The sequence below is a fragment of the Pseudomonas sp. 05N434 genome, assembly GCF_056396965.1.
In genome coordinates this window covers 1-1,449 of the sequence record NZ_JBFTMK010000832.1, presented here as the reverse complement: position 1 = coordinate 1,449, position 1,449 = coordinate 1, and the positions used below count along the sequence as shown (strand labels likewise).

The window sequence follows — 1,449 nt, the reverse complement described above, 5'->3', positions numbered from 1 at the left end:
CTGTTGATGGCTCGCGACACCAGAACTCGCCTGGTGGTGCTGATGAGCTGCGTCCTGGCATTGTTGCCCCTGTTCCTATTCACCAATCTTCATCTAGTCCATAGCTACTACCAGTCGGCCAGCGTCATTTTCATCATCTTCGCACTGGCTGTGGCGCTGTCCGAAGGCCTCGCTCATCCGCAGTCTCGCCTGTGGATATTGGGGCTGTTCGTAGCCTTGCTGGCCAATAACTACAGCACCTTCGCACAAGGGTACGGCGAAAACCTGCGGCAGAAGATTGACCTGAGCAACTCCAGAGACCTGCTGGTGGCTGACACGCTGAAGCACAACATGAAGGAAGGCGAGGCATTTACCCTGTACGGCAACGACTGGAGTTCGTCGATCGTCTACTACGCACAACACAAGTCATTCACCATTGCCAACAGCTTCAAGGATCTGGACAAGACCATCGAATCCCCCGAGACCTTCCTGGGTGGCGCGCCCCTGGGCGCGGTAGTCGCGTGCCCGCCGGTTGAGAAGCCCAGCCTTGGCCAATTGGTTAACCAGCAACACAAAGACGGTCAGTGGAAGGTCGCCGAAGTATCAGGCTGCTACATCAGCCTGCCACAGACGAACGTGGGCCTGGACCTACCGAAGGCCCCAGCGCAATGCATTGGTAGCCTTGACTTCGCGAACCCGACCACGCAGAAGCTCGCAGGCGCCATTGAAGCCAAGGGCTGGACCGTCGTGGATGCGGCCCGCAACCAGCTGCCGTCACAGGTCTACATCACCCTCACCGATGCCCACCAGAACGTGCGTTACTATGATGCGACCCAGTACGCACGCCCTGATGTAAACGACTTCTTCAAAAAATCCGACCTCGGCAACGCCGGCTTCGGCCGCGTTATAGACACCCGCGACCTCAAGGGCAGCTATGCCGTTGGCGTGGCCCGCGTGGTAGGCAAGGAACTGCAGTTGTGCCAATTTCGCAAAGACATTCAGGTTAACCCGCAATGACCGCTATTAATCTTGATGAACGTATCATCCTGCCCGGCGGTGCCGGGCTGGTCGGACAGAATCTGGTAGCTCGCCTCAAAGCCAAGGGCTACAGCAATATCGTGGTCATCGACAAGCACCGCGAAAACCTGGAGATCCTCAAGCGCGTGCAGCCTGACGTGATCACTATTTTTGGTGACCTGTCCATGCCCGGCGAATGGCAACAGGCCTTCGCCGGTGCCAATGTGGTCGTCATGCTGCAGGCACAGATCGGTGGTATTGACTATCAGGAATTCGTCAAGAACAACGTTGATGCCACCCGCCTGATTCTTGAACAGATCAAACTGCACAGCATCGACTATCTGGTGCACATCAGCTCTTCGGTGGTCGAATCGGTGGCCGACGACTTCTACACAAAAAGCAAAATAGACCAGGAAAAGATGGTGCTGGAAAGTGGCATCCCCTGCCCGGTGC

At 56.6% G+C, this 1,449-nt stretch carries 2 protein-coding genes; both read left to right on the top strand.

The genetic code is table 11. The annotated features are described in order from the left end of the window. The coding region (locus AC1DLB_RS29875; RefSeq protein ID WP_477786274.1) for a hypothetical protein at positions 1-996 on the top strand (996 nt) is incomplete at its 5' end. Further along, positions 993-1,449 (top strand): NAD-dependent epimerase/dehydratase family protein (locus tag AC1DLB_RS29870; protein WP_477786273.1); only part of this gene is annotated, 457 nt, incomplete at its 3' end. The genes AC1DLB_RS29875 and AC1DLB_RS29870, both read left to right, overlap by 4 nt.